This window comes from uncultured Methanospirillum sp. (assembly GCF_963668415.2).
Classification (GTDB): domain Archaea; phylum Halobacteriota; class Methanomicrobia; order Methanomicrobiales; family Methanospirillaceae; genus Methanospirillum.
This window is the reverse complement of sequence record NZ_CAXXDL010000001.1, coordinates 3,492,347-3,509,395: the sequence shown is the minus strand read 5'-3', so window position 1 is coordinate 3,509,395 and position 17,049 is coordinate 3,492,347. Positions and strand designations below refer to the sequence as shown.

General features: G+C 40.0%; 18 protein-coding genes and 1 pseudogene. 8 read left to right on the top strand and 11 right to left on the bottom strand.

Annotated elements, in window-relative coordinates; translation table 11 throughout:
- Positions 1 to 117: 117 nt before the first annotated feature.
- The 3 genes from ACHZA2_RS16565 (at position 118) to ACHZA2_RS16555 (ending at position 919) form a co-directional block, all read left to right on the top strand.
- Positions 118 to 273, top strand: coding sequence for a transposase (locus tag ACHZA2_RS16565; protein ID WP_394698613.1), 156 nt, complete (start codon positions 118 to 120; stop codon positions 271 to 273).
- Positions 274 to 350: 77 nt separating this feature from the next.
- The gene (locus ACHZA2_RS16560) at positions 351 to 605 is read left to right on the top strand and encodes a transposase (protein WP_319580615.1); all 255 of its coding nucleotides are present in this window, start codon (positions 351 to 353) and stop codon (positions 603 to 605) included.
- A gap of 206 nt (positions 606 to 811) precedes the next feature.
- Positions 812 to 919 (top strand): hypothetical protein, encoded by a 108-nt coding sequence (locus tag ACHZA2_RS16555; protein WP_394698612.1) that lies wholly within the window; start codon positions 812 to 814, stop codon positions 917 to 919.
- Between the two features lie 127 nt (positions 920 to 1,046).
- Here the strand turns inward: ACHZA2_RS16555 and ACHZA2_RS16550 are convergent, their stop codons facing one another.
- From ACHZA2_RS16550 to ACHZA2_RS16535, 4 genes are all read right to left on the bottom strand, one after another.
- Positions 1,047 to 2,516 (bottom strand): methyl-accepting chemotaxis protein, encoded by a 1,470-nt coding sequence (locus ACHZA2_RS16550; RefSeq protein ID WP_319580614.1) that lies wholly within the window; start codon positions 2,514 to 2,516, stop codon positions 1,047 to 1,049.
- A 121-nt stretch (positions 2,517 to 2,637) separates the two neighbouring features.
- A complete protein-coding gene (locus tag ACHZA2_RS16545) occupies positions 2,638 to 4,170 on the bottom strand; it encodes a HAMP domain-containing protein (protein WP_319580613.1) in 1,533 nt (510 codons plus the stop codon).
- A 40-nt stretch (positions 4,171 to 4,210) separates the two neighbouring features.
- Complete coding sequence (locus tag ACHZA2_RS16540; protein WP_319580612.1) at positions 4,211 to 4,432, bottom strand: hypothetical protein; 222 nt, start codon at positions 4,430 to 4,432, stop codon at positions 4,211 to 4,213.
- Positions 4,429 to 5,391: a HAMP domain-containing protein gene (locus tag ACHZA2_RS16535; protein WP_319580611.1), complete on the bottom strand. Its 963-nt coding sequence runs from the start codon at positions 5,389 to 5,391 to the stop codon at positions 4,429 to 4,431. The genes ACHZA2_RS16540 and ACHZA2_RS16535 overlap by 4 nt, the downstream gene beginning before the upstream one ends.
- A gap of 742 nt (positions 5,392 to 6,133) precedes the next feature.
- On the opposite strand from ACHZA2_RS16535, the gene ACHZA2_RS16530 reads away from it, so the two are divergent.
- Positions 6,134 to 6,601: an ABC transporter ATP-binding protein gene (locus ACHZA2_RS16530; protein ID WP_319580980.1), complete on the top strand. Its 468-nt coding sequence runs from the start codon at positions 6,134 to 6,136 to the stop codon at positions 6,599 to 6,601.
- A 30-nt stretch (positions 6,602 to 6,631) separates the two neighbouring features.
- Here ACHZA2_RS16530 and ACHZA2_RS16525 read toward each other — a convergent pair whose 3' ends face one another.
- The 7 genes from ACHZA2_RS16525 to ACHZA2_RS16495 form a co-directional block, all read right to left on the bottom strand.
- Positions 6,632 to 7,507, bottom strand: coding sequence for an ABC transporter permease (locus ACHZA2_RS16525; protein WP_319580610.1), 876 nt, complete (start codon positions 7,505 to 7,507; stop codon positions 6,632 to 6,634).
- Complete coding sequence (locus tag ACHZA2_RS16520) at positions 7,500 to 8,441, bottom strand: ABC transporter permease (RefSeq protein ID WP_319580609.1); 942 nt, start codon at positions 8,439 to 8,441, stop codon at positions 7,500 to 7,502. The genes ACHZA2_RS16525 and ACHZA2_RS16520 overlap by 8 nt, the downstream gene beginning before the upstream one ends.
- A gap of 17 nt (positions 8,442 to 8,458) precedes the next feature.
- Positions 8,459 to 9,991, bottom strand: a complete 1,533-nt coding sequence (locus ACHZA2_RS16515; RefSeq protein WP_319580608.1) for an ABC transporter substrate-binding protein — start codon at positions 9,989 to 9,991, stop codon at positions 8,459 to 8,461.
- A 79-nt stretch (positions 9,992 to 10,070) separates the two neighbouring features.
- Positions 10,071 to 10,988, bottom strand: coding sequence for an ABC transporter ATP-binding protein (locus ACHZA2_RS16510; RefSeq protein ID WP_319580607.1), 918 nt, complete (start codon positions 10,986 to 10,988; stop codon positions 10,071 to 10,073).
- Positions 10,936 to 11,898, bottom strand: coding sequence for an ABC transporter ATP-binding protein (locus ACHZA2_RS16505; RefSeq protein ID WP_319580606.1), 963 nt, complete (start codon positions 11,896 to 11,898; stop codon positions 10,936 to 10,938). Before ACHZA2_RS16505 ends, ACHZA2_RS16510 begins: the two co-directional genes overlap by 53 nt.
- 168 nt (positions 11,899 to 12,066) lie before the next feature.
- Entirely contained in the window at positions 12,067 to 12,825 is a 759-nt protein-coding gene (locus tag ACHZA2_RS16500) for a methyltransferase domain-containing protein (RefSeq protein ID WP_319580605.1), read from the bottom strand.
- A gap of 818 nt (positions 12,826 to 13,643) precedes the next feature.
- The gene (locus tag ACHZA2_RS16495) at positions 13,644 to 13,892 is read right to left on the bottom strand and encodes a hypothetical protein (protein ID WP_394698611.1); all 249 of its coding nucleotides are present in this window, start codon (positions 13,890 to 13,892) and stop codon (positions 13,644 to 13,646) included.
- Between ACHZA2_RS16495 and ACHZA2_RS16490 the strand changes: the two are divergent.
- From ACHZA2_RS16490 to ACHZA2_RS16475, 4 genes and pseudogenes are all read left to right on the top strand, one after another.
- A pseudogene (locus ACHZA2_RS16490) lies at positions 13,786 to 14,363 on the top strand (solute carrier family 23 protein). The gene ACHZA2_RS16495 and the pseudogene ACHZA2_RS16490 sit on opposite strands and share 107 nt — an antisense overlap.
- The gene (locus tag ACHZA2_RS16485; protein ID WP_319580603.1) at positions 14,326 to 14,859 is read left to right on the top strand and encodes a hypothetical protein; all 534 of its coding nucleotides are present in this window, start codon (positions 14,326 to 14,328) and stop codon (positions 14,857 to 14,859) included. Before ACHZA2_RS16490 ends, ACHZA2_RS16485 begins: the two are co-directional and overlap by 38 nt.
- Positions 14,860 to 14,962: 103 nt before the next feature.
- Positions 14,963 to 16,063 (top strand): pentapeptide repeat-containing protein, encoded by a 1,101-nt coding sequence (locus ACHZA2_RS16480; RefSeq protein WP_319580602.1) that lies wholly within the window; start codon positions 14,963 to 14,965, stop codon positions 16,061 to 16,063.
- 473 nt (positions 16,064 to 16,536) lie between these two features.
- A complete protein-coding gene (locus ACHZA2_RS16475; protein WP_319580601.1) occupies positions 16,537 to 17,040 on the top strand; it encodes a hypothetical protein in 504 nt (167 codons plus the stop codon).
- Positions 17,041 to 17,049: the final 9 nt, after the last annotated feature.

Here is a 17,049-nt window from a genome sequence, read left to right as displayed (position 1 = left end):
AACAGCACATATATCAGATAAACTAAAGTTACCGATAAAAGGATATGGCGAGTTGTCTCGCATTATGTCTCTAAAGCATTACGTGAAGTTGACTATTCGGAAATATCTTCTATAGGTATGGACGAAACATCAAGACGAAAGGGGCATAATTACATTACTGTTTTTTCAGATATCAATTCAGGTCGAGTAGGTCACATCTGTCCTGGAAAGGATGCCTTAACTATCAAATCCTTATCAAAACCCCAACGGTGCCCCGTTGAGGGCCCCAGGTAGGACCGGTGAAAAGGACTTTTTCATGCAAAATCATTAAAAAGTCACAATAGTTCTCCTGACAAGGTCATAGATTTCTGTTGCGATATGTCACATTTTTTATTAGGGGGATATCTTATCACTTTACTACATCATCAATAACCTTTGATAAATTTCAGGTCTCAAAAATGGTCAATGAGGCAGTGGATGAGGTTAGGAGAATTGAGCAAATAGTAACCCCGGTTCTAAAAAATACTCTCTATATCTGGCTTAAGAATCCCTCCTCTTTAACAAAGAAACAGTCGAAAAACCTTGTTACATTAAAAGAGATGAAACTGAAAACTGCTCGTGCATAAAACCATAAACTGAGCCTTCAGTTTTTTATACGATGGAAGATGAGTTATCCGCGAATGTGTATTTCAAGAGGGGGTACTTCTGGGCAACACATAGTAAACTACCTTCTATGAGTAAAGTAGCAAAAACTCTAAAATCTCATTGGAATTGAGTAATTTCATATTTTGATTCTCGATTTACAAACGGCTTGTTGGAGGGTTTGAATAGCATGATTCAAACAATCAAAGTTAATGCCAGAGGGTATCGGAACGATGAGAATTTTATGACCATGATTTATCTCCGACTTGAGAACCTTAAGTTCAACTTACCCACATGAAACGTCGATGAGGCAATTTTACCAATTCGTGATATTATCTACGAAAGTAAAAAATGGATGATGGCATAATCAATTCGGGGGAAGAAAAAATATCAGAAAAATCTATTCAAAAAGAATTATGAGATGATTAAATCTTAAAATGAGAGATCATTACCTGAAGATCTTTGACCAATGACAATATTTCAGTCGCCCCACTTGCCATTTCCTCTGCCGATGTACTTGATTTTTCTGCCAGATCTGAGAGCTCGTCCATTTCTTTCTCATCATCGTTGATTAGGCGTGAGAGATCTTGAATATCCTGGTTTACCATTGTTGTGTCTTCTGCCTGTGAATCAGTCGCTTTTGAAATATCGGAGATGCTGGTGACTGTCATCTCTATCGTCAGGACGATCCCGTTCAACGAAGCGATGGTATTGTTAACGTTCTCTATTTCACTTACAGTCTCTTGGTGAGCTGACGTGATGGATGCTGCGGTCTTTTCAGTACTTCTGACGATTCCTTCAATGACTTCTCCTATCTTCCCGGTTGCCTCACGTGATTCAAGTGCAAGAGATTTCACTTCTCCAGCAACCACAGCAAAGCCTCTTCCATGTTCTCCTGCCCGTGCCGCCTCAATAGCAGCGTTTAAGGCAAGAAGGTTTGTCTGACTGGCGATGTCACCGATAAGCCTGGAGAACTTAGCTATCTCCGTAGCACGTTCGGTAAGTTCAGTGATCTGATCCACTGCTTCTTTAGAGATAGACCCTATCTTCTGCATCTTCTTTGAGGTGTTATTTCCGAGTTGTATAGCTTCCTGACCGATAGAATGCACATCTCCGGTCAGGCTCTTTACCTCCTGGATGCTCCCGGCAATCTCCTGGATAGATGCTGAAAGGTCACTGATTTTGGATTCAATATTGCTTACATTTTCCCGTTGTTTACCAATTTTCAGTTCTGTCGACTGAGCAGTTTCAGTTACCTTCTGGCTTACTCCGACAACCTGATCAGTGGCTGATGAGATCTCAGTAATCATCTTCTCAAGAACCACAGATTTTTGTCTGATTTTATCAATTACATCACGCAGATAGATGATAGTATTATTGTAATCATTCTTTATCTGGGAGAGGGGATCTCCGTCTCTAATTGATGCCAAGAGGGTTAGATCACCAGAAGATACCGCCTGAAGACTCTTGGAAAGGTCAGTAATGCTCAACTCATATGAATTCACCCCCGTTTTTTCGGCCTGTGGTGGAGTGATATTTATCAGAATTCCGGGAGACTCTCCCCAGGTGATTCGAGTAATAATTGCTTCAGCTGGAAAGGAATATCCTTCAAGGTCAGTATATGTCCATGTAATAGTTTCAGAATCACCTGTAAATACCCTGGGGAAGATAACTCCAGTCAGATACTCAACTGATCTTCCATCAGGTTGTTTTGAAGATATCAGGATCTCATGCTTCTTTCCGATGATACCGTTAGTATTACTGGCGTGAAATAGAGTTAGAGCAGAATGATTACAAAATACGTACACTTCGTTCTGGATAATCAGAATTGCCTGAGGGAGCACATCAAGAATTTTCTTACAGTCTCCAGGATTAATTAATTCAGGATTAGACATTTACTACTTCCTCACGATGAAATGAACTGAACCATGTCACATTAAAATCAAATTGAACTGGATGATATCATATAATCATTAAAATCTAAAATTATCCGTGTTAGATAATCTGACGTTTTTATTATCCAATATCCTCCTGATTCATGGCATTCATGATCTTAAATGCATTAATTAAACGTCTGAAAGACTCGACCAATTCCCCAATTTCACTATTCCGGGTTTCAACATTAATCTCGGTATTTAAATCACCCATACTAATCTGCTTTGCAATTTCTGTAAGTTTTTGAATCGGTCTTACATAATGTTCCATCAAAAAATCCAAGGTCTTCTCTGATTGCTCCTCATCCCCTTGTAACTGTGAATTAATGGCTTCCATAATTTTAAACGCATTTATCATACGTTTGAATGAATCAGTCAATTCGTCAATCTCTTCACAGGAGATATTTTCTACATCTGCTTCAAGATCTCCCATACTTACCCGGTTTGCAACATCGGTTAACTGTTTAATGGGAATCAAATAATGTTTCAACAGAAAATTCCGAATCTTTTCTGACCTTATCAATCTCTGATCGAGAAGATCGATAATATGATCAATAGCGTCTACCTGTTGATTGATCTGATCCGCAATAGGTTTCTCTATCTCATCTGTGAGTGTACTGATAATAGTGAGGGGATTTCGAATCTGGTCATTCAATGTGGATAAGGTTTCCATATTGGTATTAATCTGAGAAATAGCATCCTTGATTTTTAGATCCTGTTCCTTTCGATCGGTAATATCACGATCGATAACCAGTACCTGGCGTTCATTCAGGATCTTGAGACGTGCTTCGTAGTACTTTCTACGGCCTGACAGAATATGCTCATATTCAAACTGGCATAGATCCTTATTTTTAAGGGTCTGAGCAATCTTCTGTTGAAATACTTCAATCATTTCACTAGACAGACCTATGGTTCGGATGTTTTTCCCGACATAGTCTTTTTGGTCAGATGATAATGACTGCTCTGGTATATGGGAGTCAAGGAATACTCCTTCATCAGAGATAATAAACACGATATCCGGAATAGCATCAAGAATTGTGCTATTCCGTTTCATGATTGAAATTAGTTCCTGCTCTTTTTTGAGTAATTCCTGATAATTTTTACGTGCTTCCTCATCTTTTGCAATTAATTCTACAGTTTTTGCTTGAAGTTCTTCATTCGACCGTTTCAGGTCATCTTCCATCTGTTTCCGCTCAGAAATATCTTCAATACTACCTTCGTAGTATCTGACTACCCCGCTTTCATCAAAAAATGCCTTTCCGGTATTTTTTACCCAGATATGAGTGCCATCATATTTGATGAGTTGTGTCTCAAAATTACGGACAATCCCATCATGGTTTATCATCTCCATCCATTTTATCCGTGTTTCAGGATGATAGTATAATGAATGTAGCGGAACTTCTAACAGGGTTTCCCGATCAGGATAGCCGAGGAGTTGTACTAAAGCAGAATTAAAATCCAGAAAATAGCCTTCCGGGGAGGTTCGGTACAGGCCTATTGGAAACGTATCATAAAATGATCTAAGCTGTTCATCTTCTACCATAGGGAGTTTGAATGGATGTTTCTTCATTTTCATGGCATTGGTTGACAGAACAGCATTATTCATGGTTTCCATAATTCCCGTAATCCTCCTATGTGAAAAAACAAAGAGAATTTTATTTTATAGTCTTCAAATTTTCTTTGATCTTCAAGGCTGTTTCATCACCCAGCGTCTTCTTCACACCTTCGTAAATTAAATCAATCAGAACATCCATATCGGCTTTGGTCAAATCTGCAGGTGATTTCTTCATCTTAATGCAGACCTGTTTGAGAAAAATCGGTGCAGAAGGACCGATACTTTTTGCCAGGATGGTTGTTATATCGGCATCTAGACTCATTTTTCTTCCTCCTCTTCTTCCTGCATAGAGACCATTATTTTAAAAGCATTGATCATCCGTCTGAAGGATTCTGCCAGATCATTAATCTCGTCATTGGTGTGAACTTCTATTTTTGTCTGAAGATCACCCATACTTACTTTGTCAGCAATCTCTGTCAGTTGTTTTATTGGTCTGGAAATGCTCAAGGCCATTATACATACGATGATAATGACGATGATCATGGTGATAATTGTAATCAGCAGAATCGTATTACTTGAACTCATGCTTTCTGTTGCAATTTTTATGTCATTAACCGTCTGCTGAATTGAAGAATTGAGTTTGAGTTCGAGTTGTTTAGATGGTACAGTAAACTCTTCCATATAAGTCGTTGCAGAAGACTGTAACTTCACTCCATCAGCAGTTGGAACTCCAATGGGTTGTATATACATGTATTTGGATCTGGTTACACCATCTGGATCAGGCCAGTCATAATATCCCCCATGTGGTGTTCCATTTAACGTTGGCTCAACAACTTTCCAAAAAGACGGATATTTCTCTTCGAATGGAGCTGTATCAAAATTGATCAAATTCTGATTAGGGTGGAACCTAATAATGGATGTTATATCGTTATATTCGACAATACAAACGTATCCTCTGTCTCCTAATTTCTGGACCGCTATCTTTTGAAATTCTGTGTCATTTTGAAGATCACTTAATGTTTTAGTCGGATTCGCTTTGATATATATTGCTGCTTGGGCTGCAGAATCTATAGCTTTTTGAGTGATCAGTTTTTCACCAAGATCCATCAAAGCCTTCGAACTGTCATTTATCGCCACGTCGCCCATATTTTGGGCATTATTCGCAGCATTCATACCAATAGCCTTCTCATCCTGTAAAGCCAGATATCCCATGATCCCCAGAGGAACCAAAGTCAGTATCAGCATTACAACAAGAAGTTTTGTTAAGATAGTTGTCTTCATCTCTATACCCCTTTGTATTAGCCCCAGTTTTCCTTCATTAGAAATTGAGTACTCTATTAATCCTCTGAAACTTCTCCCGGCACTGGTATGTGCAACAATTCAAAGGGGGGATATGAAGCAAAAGTCTCAAAGGAATTAATTGAAACCGGCGAAGGTGCTTAAGAACACACCCAACCGTAAGTAGTGCCAAAAAATGCAATGTGGTCAGTTCGATAATCACACGTGATCGCATGATTTCTATCTGTGTATTTAGAGAAAGAGTATAAAAAAGGATGGGTAAAATATAATCTTGATTCAATATTACCTCGGAGCACCTGGCAAAAAATTAGAAATTTCTCGTTCGATAATGTGAGTTCTTATCAAAACATATAGAAATTAATAGAAAAAAAGGGAATTAAAAATTATATTTTAACAGCTTACAATTATTTGATTAATTTAACTGATGTGTTTACAAAGCCCTCAGAATACAATTGAATTTAAGATATTGATTCAATAATTATGTGCGCTTTTCATATCCGAGCAATAGATACCTATTTGAATATATTTCATAATAATTACCAACGGATTTCAAGAAAACTATAGAAGGATAATCTAATCAGGTAGTGCTCAATCAAACTGATGATTGAGAGGTCTTCTTAACCCGGAAATATTGATGGACATATTGGCTCTTCGTCATGGACAGTTAAAATTCAACTTACCCAGATGAAACGCCGAAGAGCCCAATTCTTCTTGGTCGCCATCCATATATCGGATATGCTCTTTCAGAAACATATCTTCAGAAGATGATCCAGCCATTTCCGGAGTGGGGCTTCAAAACCTGGCATTACAATTTATCAACGAAATGATCGGTGGAGAATTTCAGAAAGTTGCGATTTCCAGGGCTCTTGTACAGGAGCCGAGGGTTATGTTGCTTGATGAGCCGACAAGTAACCTTGATCTCCATAATCAGGTAAAAATCTTACAGGTCATGAAGCAGGTTACCAAGGAACACAAGATGGCTGTTGAAATGACATTGCATGATCTCAATATGGCTGTTAGATTTATCGACCGGTTTCTCTTTGTAAAAGATGTGGAGATATTTGCCTGTGGAAATAAAGAGGAGATAACCAGTGAGATGATAAAAAAGGTGTATGACCTGCCGGTCAGAGTTATTGACAATGACGGATATCCAACCGTGATTACGGATATCGGTGCGGCAAAACCGGCATAAAAGTTGTATGACAAAGTTATGCCTCCAGTATCAGATTGTAATCGAATTAGATTTAGGATCCATCAAATCCCTGATTTCACTCCCAATAAGGTTGGTTGAGAGAACAAACAGGACTATCATTACCCCTGCTGACAGGGTGATGAGCGGAGCTTTGCTCATATATGGAAGACCCTGGTTCATAATCGTCCCCCATTCAGCAGTTGGAGGCTGAATCCCGAGCCCTAAAAATCCTAAACCCGCGATTGAGATAATTTTCCCGCCTAGTCCAAGTGTTGCAATCTCCATGATAGGAGCCAGAGAATTTGGCAGGATATGATTGAAAATAATATGTCTGTCTCCTGCTCCAAGTGCCCGGGCACTTGTCACAAACCCACTTGTTTTTAGTGATATTGTCGTTGAACGAACCACTCGTGCATACTTTGCCCATCCCGGAATTGCGAGGGCAAGGATAATTGTCGGGACACTTGGCCCAAGGATTCCGACAAGAGCAAGGGTAATGACCATAGATGGAAATGCAAGCATAATATCAGTAAATCTCATAAGCAGACCGTCCAGTCTCCGGTAATATCCTGCATATAACCCAACTAATAATCCAATGACCACCACAATTGTTGTGGTTATTACTGCAACGGCAAGAGAAGTCTGTGATCCATATATCACCCTGCTCAAAATACACCTTCCAAACTGATCAGTTCCAAGCGGGTATTCCAGACAGGGACCCATAAACCGGTTTTTGAGTGATTGTTCATCTGGATTATGAGGAGCTACAAAGGGAGCGAAAATTGCAATGAAACACATGAAAACAAGGATTATCAGTCCAGCGAGCAGGAGTGGTCTTTGTTGTATCTTTGCCTGGTACTCATGAAAATAGTCCCTAATTGGACTGATCAAAAATTGATTATTCATACTCCTGTCTCACCCGTGGATCGAGAATATACTGCAAGATGTCAACACCGAGATTGAGAAAGACAAAAACCAATGCAAAGACAAGAACACAGCCCTGAAGAACCATTATATCTCTTGTAGATGCAGATTCAACAAAAAGTCTTCCAAGACCGGGAATCGCAAATAACGATTCAATGATCATAGAACCTCCAAACAACCATCCGTATTGTGTGCCCATATACGTTATGACAAGAATGATTGCATTTTTGAGTGCATGTCGCTGAACTACTAATCGCTGAGAAATACCCTTTGATTTTGCAGTTCTGATATAATCCTCTTCAAGTACTTCTGCCATGCTGGTTCTCATCAGACGTATTGTGATTGCACACATCCCGACTGCGAGGGCAATTGCAGGAAGAATAAGGTATTCAAATCCTTCATATCCTGCAACAGGAACCCAGTTAAGGTAAACCGCAAACACCATAATCCCGATAATTCCTATGAAGAAATCAGGAATAGAGAGGCCAATAATTGAAACTGCTCTGGTTATATGATCAATACTGGAGTTTTGACGCATTCCCGAGAGGATTCCAAGCGGAATTGCAACAATACAGGAAAAAAACATAGCCAGGGTAGAAAGGAGAAAGGTCACAGGGAATGCATTTCCTACTTCTTCAACAGTGCTTCTCCGACTTTGATATGAATACCCGAGATCACCTGTTGAAACTCGTGCAAGCCAGGACCAATACTGGATATACCACGGTTTATCCAGATTCATTTCGATCCTCATTGCAGCAACAGCTTCGTCAGGTGGGTGTTCTGTATTCATAATTGCCCGAAGGTTAATTACTGCCGGATCCCCGGGAGAATAGAGAAGCAGAGCAAAAACAACAAATGAAATGCCGATTAAAACCGGAATAGTCTGAAGGACCCGAAAGAGAATGTATGTTCGCATGATAGAACAAAAAAAAGTTATGACAAGGATACATCTTCCAGATGGAAGGCAAACTCTGTCGGGTGCATCCGGTATCCTTTTACGCTATTTGATGTGACATCCTGGTTAACATAGTAACTTAATACTGAAACCGGTGCCTCATCATTGATGATCTCCTGTACCTGATCATAGATCTTCTTACGTGCTGCCTGATCAGTAAGTGACCTGGCTTCACCAATCAGACTGTCCAGTTTCTCACTCTTCCAGTGGTAAGGGCCGTATCCGTTGTTAAACGTACCTGAAGAGTGATAATCTGCCATCAGGATCCAGTCTGGATCCGGGGCATTCATAAGAGATCGTCCCCCGAGATACATATCAAAGTCACCACTGTTCTTCAGAGTTTCAGAAGTATCAATATCAACCGATTTTACCTGAACATCTATTCCAATCTTCTTCAATTCATCCTGAATAATCTCAGCCATCTGCGGAAGCTCAGCACGTTCAGGATATGTAACTAACGTTATGGAAAACTTCTTGCCATCTTTGTCAAGAATACCATCATTATTACTATCTTTCCAGCCTGCTTCGGCTAGCATCGATTTGGCTTTTTCCGGGTCATATGGATATGCCTTGATGTCCTTATTTCCCCAGTAGAAGGTTGGTGGGAAGAGACTGGTGGCCGATTCGCCAACTCCTTCAAGAACATAGTTTATGAGATCCTGTCGGTTGATTGCATAATTCATAGCCTTGCGAACGGCTGTATCTGCGAACGGGCCAGATTCACAGTTGTATGAGAGAATCCTGTCTCTAGAGATAGGTTCAGTATTAATGGTGAATGATCCTGAAGATTTATACCCTTCAGTGATATCAGGAGAAAGAATCTGGGCGATCTGCACATCTCCTCCTTTCAGCATCATAGATCTGGTTTCTGCCTCAGGAACGACATGATACACAACTTCATCAACTGATGGAATTTTTCCCCAGTAATCAGGGTTCTTTACACCGACATACTTCTCTTTCGGGGTGTAGGAACTGAATTTAAACGGACCGGTAGAGTACGGTATAGAGATATCCCCTTGATCGATAGATGCTTCAGATAATGCTGCACTCTCACCCTTTGCCACATATGCAGGTAAAGATGGGAAAGAAGACTTGAGTACAATTTTTAATGTCTTGTCATCGACTGCCTGAATCTCCTGAATCGGGACACTTGAAAAGGTCTGTGACTTTTTAAGAGAATCTTCAAGAGACTTCTTCATCGCCTGTGCAGTAAAAAGAGTTCCATCATGAAATTTCACGCCATCGCGTAAGTGGAAAGTCCATGTTTTCTGATCGCCTGAAACATCCCAGGACGTGGCAAGTCCGGGTGAAATCAGGGCTTCATCATTTATGTCAACGAGCGTCTCGGTTACGCCCATTCGTTGGGCAATAGCTCCATTTACATGAGGGTCCGTGGTTTTTGCATCCCATGGGGCTGCAATGTCAAGAGATTTTCCTCCTCCTTCTGCAAGTACCATGGTATTGCAGAAAAGAAGAAGGACCAGACAAAAGAAGGTATGAAGTTTAGCCATCTTCATAATACAAGATGGGGATGATCCATATAAATGTATATTTATTTGAAATTCGTAATAACTAATACGAAATATTTTCTCAGTGAGTGGGATGATGGCACCGTATTTTTACAGGACCACATGTCTGTAACGCCGGCATTGTATGGCAGATATCATCTGCTTTAGGGCATACTGAACGCCACGTACATCCGTATTCATACCGTGCTTCATAAGGCTTTTCTCCAGGAAGAGAATTCGTTGTAAGTGCGTGAGTGTATGGATGGAGTGGATTATTAAGAATATCAGGGCCTTCTTCAACGATCTGTCCTTTGTACATGACTCCAACGCGGTCTCCCACGACTCTGGCAAGTTGTATGTCATGAGTAATAAATAAGAGGGAAACTCCTGTTTTTTTCTGGATATCTTTAAGCAAATGTACTATCGAGGCCTGGACAGAAACATCGAGCATGGAAGTCGGTTCATCGCAGACGATAAATTCAGGTTTTAAAGCAATAACTCGGGCTATTGCTGCACGCTGAAGTTCTCCCCCTGATAACTGGTGAGGATACCGGTTCACATATTCAGGATCCAACCCGGTCTGTTGTAATAAACCGGTTAATAATTCAGTTTTTGACTGAAAGTGAAACGATTCAGGGTGTAGATAATATGGTTCAAGGATAGAACGGCTGACTTTCCATCGCGGGTTAAAGGCATCTTCCGGATGCTGGGGGATAATCTGCATTTTCTTTCGAAATGGTATCATCTCATAATGGGTTTTATGGGTAATATTGACACCATTGCAGATTATTTCCCCGCCTGTTGGTTGAATGAGAAGAAGGAGGACTCTTCCAAGAGTTGTCTTCCCACTCCCGCTCTCACCAACAAGCACATATGTCTCACCACGTCGAATCGCTATATCGACACCATTGACTGCATACGTTCTTTTTCTTGAAACTATGCCCGATTCATACAGTTTTTTTAGTCCGATCCCAATTATCACACTGGATGCATCTGACATATCCATCTCCTGACTGCTTTAACCCGATATCGCAATCACATTGATCCGACCGGTCTGCACAACGTTCTCTAAACCTGCATCCTGAAAACCGCATATGCATCGGAGGAGCAGTCCCGGGAATTGGAAAAAGACCATTCTGGGGAAGAGAATGAATCAATCCCCGGGAGTAGGGATGAAGAGGAGATTTTAAAAAACATCCTGCATCTGAAATTTCTACAATCTGGCCGCAGTATATCACAACTATTCGATCAGCAAGTTCTGTTGCAAAATCCAGATCATGGGTGATGAGCATGAGGGTAACTCCGGTATTTTTTAACCTGGCAAATTTCTCAATAATGTCTTTCTTGGTTATCCTATCGATTCCTTTCGTTGGTTCATCCGCAATAATTACATCCGGATTTGTTGAGGTTCCCATGGCAATTGTTGCCCTCTGGAGCATCCCGCCACTATACGTAACCGGATATTCCTCAGCCCAAAACTCTGGTGGAAAAATGCTGTATGTTTCTAATTGTTTTACAGCCTGGATACGGGCATGTGTCCAGGATTTACCCAGATGAACAACTGCTGGTTCTGCGATCTGTTTCCACATCTTCATTGACGGGTTAAAACTCGTTTTTGGGTTTTGAGGTATCCAGGCGATTTTACTACCACGGATAGCCTCGATTTCAGAGTGAGGAATTGAGAGAAGGTCAGTCCCGGTGAAGAGAACACTTCCAGTAATCCGGGCATTGGCAGGAAGAAGCCTCATTATCGAGAGGCCTAGAATAGATTTTCCGCTCCCGCTTTCCCCAATTACAGCCAGGGTTTCACCTTTTCTTACAGTAAGATTGATATTATCTATCGCAGAAAGGACGCCATCATTTCCAGGAAATGAGACTGAAAGATCTGATATCTCAAGGATTGGTTTCATGTAAAAAATTGAAGAAATATCTACTGTAAATTAATTATCCGGCGTGGTTTTGGTCCTGAAAAATTGTGGTATCACATCGGTTGTATGGGTTCTCAAAAATCATAGATATCAGGAAACCTTTAATTTCACGATTCATGTTTGTATAATAAGAAAGAAAGTCAAATACCCCTATTCTTTCACTCGACCGTAGATTATCTGGACTTCTGCATGATCATTTGACGTGCTGTCTTCCATGAGTTTTTTCTGATACTCTGAAATCTCCTGGATGTATTCTGATCTGACATCAATCAGATTTTGTGATGTAAAGAGTTGTTTTATCGCATCTATAGTCAGGTTTTCCCGATATGGCAGCGAGTTAACAACTTCCTGGCAATACATCTGATGCCAGAGTTTTTCCCGGTCTGATGTTACAGGCTGATTCTCATCAGGTTGTGGGAAGTAATTTATGGGCTGTGCATGCCCATCTATTGCAATAATTACCCCTCCTGGCCTGGTGATACGAGCCCATTCTCTGATAGCCTTGTCTGGATGGGGGAGAGTCCAGAGAAGATGACGACAGATAACACAATCAAATGAATTATCTGGAAACTGCGGGTTCTCAGCATCTCCGGGGGTAAAACAGACAGCAAGATTTCTGGTCTCTGCTTTCTTTTTTGCAATCGCCAACATCTTCTCCCCAAGATCGATTCCGGTAACAGTATGTCCTAATTCTGCCATATTCAGGGCGATCATTCCGGTACCGGTGCCTACATCCAGAATTTTTTGTGGGGTTGTCCCAATGATCTGAGAAAGATGTTTCTTCCAGAGAGCAGATTCTGTTGCATCAGCCCCATGTCCGATATCCTGATCAAACGATTCACTTCGTTCATTCCAGTACGTTTTAATTTTTGTTTTTACTTCATCTGTTGGAAATGTTTCTGAGTTCATAATTATATTGTTGAATTACGACGTATTAGGTTATACTCTTTTATGCAAGTGTATGATCAGTTGTAACTTATATGCATCCGAAAAGGATGGACACATTTATGGTTCTGAATTGACTTTTCTTCCAACTCTGCCCCACACACCATAGGTATCATTGTAAATGCGTATTTTACATGTATCTCAGTTAACGACGGCGAAAGGTTCTAGTAATACACATTTGCATAATTATCGCAAAAAATAATTTTCAATAAACCCAATAGCCGTAAATAAAATGCGGCACCTAATCTACCACAGAAAATCATAATACATTATTGCAAATCAACATACATCTTACCCACTGAAACTGACGAAGAGCCATTTTTGTTCTCTTTAATTAGACAAAAGAAACCACAGAGAGGTAATATGCCTCATGAATCTGATAGATGTAATTATTCAATTAGGGGTATATCCCTACCCTGTAGTTACAAAATATGAAACAAAAATAAATTAATTGAGAACTTTGTTTTCCAGTTTATTGTATAGAGGTAGATCCATCCTTCGCATGTGGTTTTTTTCAAGCAAAAGAAGGCGGAAGCCTGAGAATTCCTGTGCAGTAATTATATTGTGAGTTAATATCACGATGCCTATTTCTAAGAGATTTTTTAGATGAGATCGATGTAATGAGGTCATAATTTTTACAAGATATTATTTAGTCTATATTTTTGATCACAATATAGAAACTAGTGAGAGCACTTAAGATCAAGATTAATCTGCACATATATTTCTGCAATTTCCTTCTCTATTCAGAGTTTTCTTGGACTCGAGAACCTGAAGGGTTCATTCTATGCAGATACCCTATTTATTGCTGTCGATACATTCGGTGTAATCGTCATTGCAAGTATCTGTGGAAAGGGATCGATGTAACTGTATCCAACATTTATCGGAATCATCGCCGGGTACATTGCAGCGTTTGACTGTGGACAGATCCCTGCCTCATCGATCTTTACCTCCCTTGCGTTTCCCTTGATAGAAGTGCCAAGGCCGACCTTCCTCTCCTGGACGTTTGACTCCTCATTACTGCTTCCATTCATTATTGCCGCATTTGCTAGAGTTTTCAAGACGAACGGAAATCAGAAGTCCTGTCAGAAGATCAACGATGCGAACTGGATCCGGTCAGACATGGATAACTGCAGCAAGGGAACCCTTACCGAAGGAGTGACGAATATCATCTGCGGAGCCCCTGGGGTCTTGGTCAGAGCACATCATCCGGAAACATTGGGCTCTCACTTGCTACCGGTGCAACAAGCCGGAGGATTGGGATCATTGCCGGAGTCATCCTTGTTTTTCTGGCTGTTTTCCCACCAGTATCTGCATTTTTCCTTATCATGCCTCTTCCGGTGATCGGGACTGCTCTCATCTACTCGATCTGTTACATGGTGATGACCGGGATGGAGGTGATGATGATGAGGATGATGGATACCAGGCGGTTTTTTACGGTTGGTATCTCGCTTGTCTTTGGGTTTGGTGCAAGTCACATTCTCCAGTGTTGTTCTTCATCCTGATTACTCATGGCTTGCAACGATCCTGACCTCTCCCCTGACTCTCTCAACCATTATTGCAATCCTGCTCACTCTTGTGTTCAGGATCGGGATCAGGCAATATGCTACCATCAGGATCATGCCTGATGATGAAAACCTGGCTGATACGGTCTTTTCCTTTATTGATAAGAATGCCCGTATGTGGGGAGCCCGCCGGGATGTTGCAACAAAAGCCGGATCTGCCCTCCTCGAACTGATGGAGAGCGGTTTTTCGTTTGAGATCTTCAAACAAGGTGCAACAGTAACGCTCTCATTTGATGAGTATAACTTTGATATCCACGTCGAATACCAGGGAGACCAGATTAGTATTCCAAAGGATATGCCGTCTCATGAAGAACTGATGGAAGATCCGGATTCGTTTCTGCAGCTGGCACTTGCACTGGTCAGAAAGCATTCCGATTCGCTGAGTGTCACCTGTTCCGGGGAGATAAATAAGGTACATGTTCATTTCGTGCATTGAAACCAGACAATTATAATGGATCTTACCCAAGGGACCTTCGGCTAATATAAGTACGTATTATAAATGACAGAAATAATTAGATATAAATAAAGAATTGATTTTAATGTGTATATATAAATATAGAGATGGAAATTATTGTACTAATGACCCGGAGTTAAATTCGATTTATTGTATTTTTCATACTCCTTTACCAAAAGAAAAATATTGCCCAGAATGGCAATGTCTTAGTGATATTAAAGAACGAGAATTGATTAGGAAAGTTGAATCTGGATACTATAATTTTGAAGGAGCAAAATTTGGAAACTTGAATGTTTCTCTTGATTTTAAAGCATTTGGTATTTTCATTGATGCAATTTTTTATGGTCAAGTAGAAATGGAAGGAGAATTCTCAAAAGGGGTCTCATTTCTAAAGGCAATATTTGAGGAGGACACGAGGTTTCCAGAGACATTCTTTGGTATTTTTAGGAATAAAGATTCGGCTAATATATATGTCGGAGAAACTTATTTTGATCAAGCCTTATTTAAATCAAATGTAAGATTTGATCGATGTTTTATATCATACATTTCTTTCAATAGAACCAGATTTTTGCAAAAAGCAACATTTTCTAGTACTTTTAATGAAGATGCAGATTTTTCAAATTCACATTTTTATCGAGATGCAGATTTTTCAAATTCTAGAATTAATGAAGATTTAATTTTGGATAATGTAATCATCCATCGTGATTTACTTTTATTAAAGGCAAATATTAAAAAAATTAATGTAATAGAAAAAATAAATAGGCAAGCAAAAATACATTATGAAAATATTGGTAATCCTGACGAGTCAGATAAATATTATTTTAATGAAATGGTAGCTAGAAGAAAACAAAAAAGAAAGCTACATCGATACTCTGAAAAAATTATTGAGACATTTTTTTACTATGGGATAAAACCATATTTAACATTTTTATGGTATATTGCGTTCATGTGTTTTTTTTCTATAATTTTCTTCTTAATATACGCATTTACTGAAAACGAAGTAAGTCTTTCAGTGTTAATTAATTGTACCTCTTTTAGCATATCAAATTCAATAATACCAGGGCAAGGACCTGTGAATGAAATAACCGGAGTGGGTAAAATTGTTGCTGGATTAGAAGCTATTATAGGAGTTTTTTTCTTAGGTTCATTTATTGCGATATATTCTCGTAAATTCTTAAGATCATAAACCAATAGTTTTTCGAATAGACATAACCAAATTATAATACCAGTTGACTATGTGAAAGCATTTCACAAAATGAGGACACTATAGGATAATAATCAAAATATTTTTTATCGATATGTGTGATCATACAACCAAATATTATGGCAAATGTTTATTCTCAATATCATTTTTTATAAATTCTAATTGATATATATAGATATAATTAACTAATTTATTATCAATATTCGGACCTATACTTTTCATATCCAAACAGAATTCTATCAATCTTTGACAAAGAGGGATATCCATAATTCATATTTCTAGTCTATTATTAGCCATCCTATCTTTATGGTTTACATCTGCACAAAAAAATTCTTCAAACCCCCCGGATCTCACATTCTCAACCAATTATCACCCCGTTTTCCTCTCCTTTGAACTTATTTTTCCCTACCGGTCGACATTATACATAGCCGTGAAATGCGGCTGGGAATCGAACAATGGCAGACTTTACAACCAAGAGTGTCACCAAGTCAGCTGAGCGAAAACTCAGCTCACCCATCGACACGGTAGCAAACTTCCTGGCACTTGTCCAGGACATCATCGACAACAACCCCTGGGGATGCACATCGTACACCTCCAACAACGAGACCGTGGCAGCGGTCGTCAGGGGATCTGAACACTACTCCGGGAAGGTCGTGTATGAGAATGCACAGGCAAAGACAGTCGGACAGATATCTGTCAGGGCTCCGACCTCTGCAGCCTTCAGCACCGATATCAGCACGATCATGGGCACAACGGCGATAAACACCGCAATGGGGGGAACACCGTCACATGACAGTTCTGAAGACACCTTCAGTTGTGCACTCAAGTGCCACAACACAAATGGAGAGGTCTTCACCGTCACATTCAGACGCGACAGTGTTGTTGTGTCAGGATACGAGGCAGATAGCATCCTCACCGGGATAGAAGCCTGGGCAGACACCGTTGCTCTCCTGGCATAATCCAGGAGA

What these genes read in the sequence shown, in the direction of transcription:
- ACHZA2_RS16565 (WP_394698613.1), top strand. Translation starts at nt 118, where the DNA reads ATGGACGAAACATCAAGACGAAAGGGGCATAATTACATTACTGTTTTT.
- ACHZA2_RS16555 (WP_394698612.1), top strand. Translation starts at nt 812, where the DNA reads ATGATTCAAACAATCAAAGTTAATGCCAGAGGGTATCGGAACGATGAG.
- ACHZA2_RS16550 (WP_319580614.1), bottom strand. Translation starts at nt 2,516, where the DNA reads ATGTCTAATCCTGAATTAATTAATCCTGGAGACTGTAAGAAAATTCTT.
- ACHZA2_RS16545 (WP_319580613.1), bottom strand. Translation starts at nt 4,170, where the DNA reads ATGGAAACCATGAATAATGCTGTTCTGTCAACCAATGCCATGAAAATG.
- ACHZA2_RS16540 (WP_319580612.1), bottom strand. Translation starts at nt 4,432, where the DNA reads ATGAGTCTAGATGCCGATATAACAACCATCCTGGCAAAAAGTATCGGT.
- ACHZA2_RS16535 (WP_319580611.1), bottom strand. Translation starts at nt 5,391, where the DNA reads ATGAAGACAACTATCTTAACAAAACTTCTTGTTGTAATGCTGATACTG.
- ACHZA2_RS16525 (WP_319580610.1), bottom strand. Translation starts at nt 7,507, where the DNA reads ATGAATAATCAATTTTTGATCAGTCCAATTAGGGACTATTTTCATGAG.
- ACHZA2_RS16520 (WP_319580609.1), bottom strand. Translation starts at nt 8,441, where the DNA reads ATGCGAACATACATTCTCTTTCGGGTCCTTCAGACTATTCCGGTTTTA.
- ACHZA2_RS16515 (WP_319580608.1), bottom strand. Translation starts at nt 9,991, where the DNA reads ATGGCTAAACTTCATACCTTCTTTTGTCTGGTCCTTCTTCTTTTCTGC.
- ACHZA2_RS16510 (WP_319580607.1), bottom strand. Translation starts at nt 10,988, where the DNA reads ATGTCAGATGCATCCAGTGTGATAATTGGGATCGGACTAAAAAAACTG.
- ACHZA2_RS16505 (WP_319580606.1), bottom strand. Translation starts at nt 11,898, where the DNA reads ATGAAACCAATCCTTGAGATATCAGATCTTTCAGTCTCATTTCCTGGA.
- ACHZA2_RS16500 (WP_319580605.1), bottom strand. Translation starts at nt 12,825, where the DNA reads ATGAACTCAGAAACATTTCCAACAGATGAAGTAAAAACAAAAATTAAA.
- ACHZA2_RS16495 (WP_394698611.1), bottom strand. Translation starts at nt 13,892, where the DNA reads ATGAATGGAAGCAGTAATGAGGAGTCAAACGTCCAGGAGAGGAAGGTC.
- ACHZA2_RS16480 (WP_319580602.1), top strand. Translation starts at nt 14,963, where the DNA reads ATGTGTATATATAAATATAGAGATGGAAATTATTGTACTAATGACCCG.
- ACHZA2_RS16475 (WP_319580601.1), top strand. Translation starts at nt 16,537, where the DNA reads ATGGCAGACTTTACAACCAAGAGTGTCACCAAGTCAGCTGAGCGAAAA.